This window comes from Chryseobacterium sp. SIMBA_028, from assembly GCF_046535285.1.
GTDB lineage: Bacteria > Bacteroidota > Bacteroidia > Flavobacteriales > Weeksellaceae > Chryseobacterium.
Window position 1 is genome coordinate 1 of the sequence record NZ_JAWRWZ010000416.1, and the last position, 263, is coordinate 263.

1 protein-coding gene is annotated in these 263 nt (G+C 37.3%); it reads right to left on the reverse strand.

Annotated features, from left to right (window positions below; all coding sequences use genetic code 11):
• Positions 1-212: hypothetical protein (locus SCA31_RS23960; RefSeq protein WP_410699495.1), on the reverse strand; the 212-nt coding region annotated here is incomplete at its 3' end.
• Positions 213-263 lie beyond the last annotated feature (51 nt).

A 263-nucleotide genomic window follows, 5' to 3' on the forward strand; every position in this document is an offset into this window, starting at 1 on the left:
CCGGCAATCAGCTGATCTGCCGATGTTGCACCCCCATTAAAATCCTTGGATGAGATAGAAGAAATCGATCCGGTCAGATCCGTCTTCTTCTGCTTACCGTATCCAATCAATACAACTTCATCAATTTTTTTCTCTTTTGTGGTAGAGTCTTGTATCTGCGCATGCATAATTGAGCTTGCCAATAAAAAAGCAGGCGCAATCTTTAATACCATTATAGAATTTTTCAAAATATAGTTTTTAAATAAGTTCGTTTTTTTCCAGTG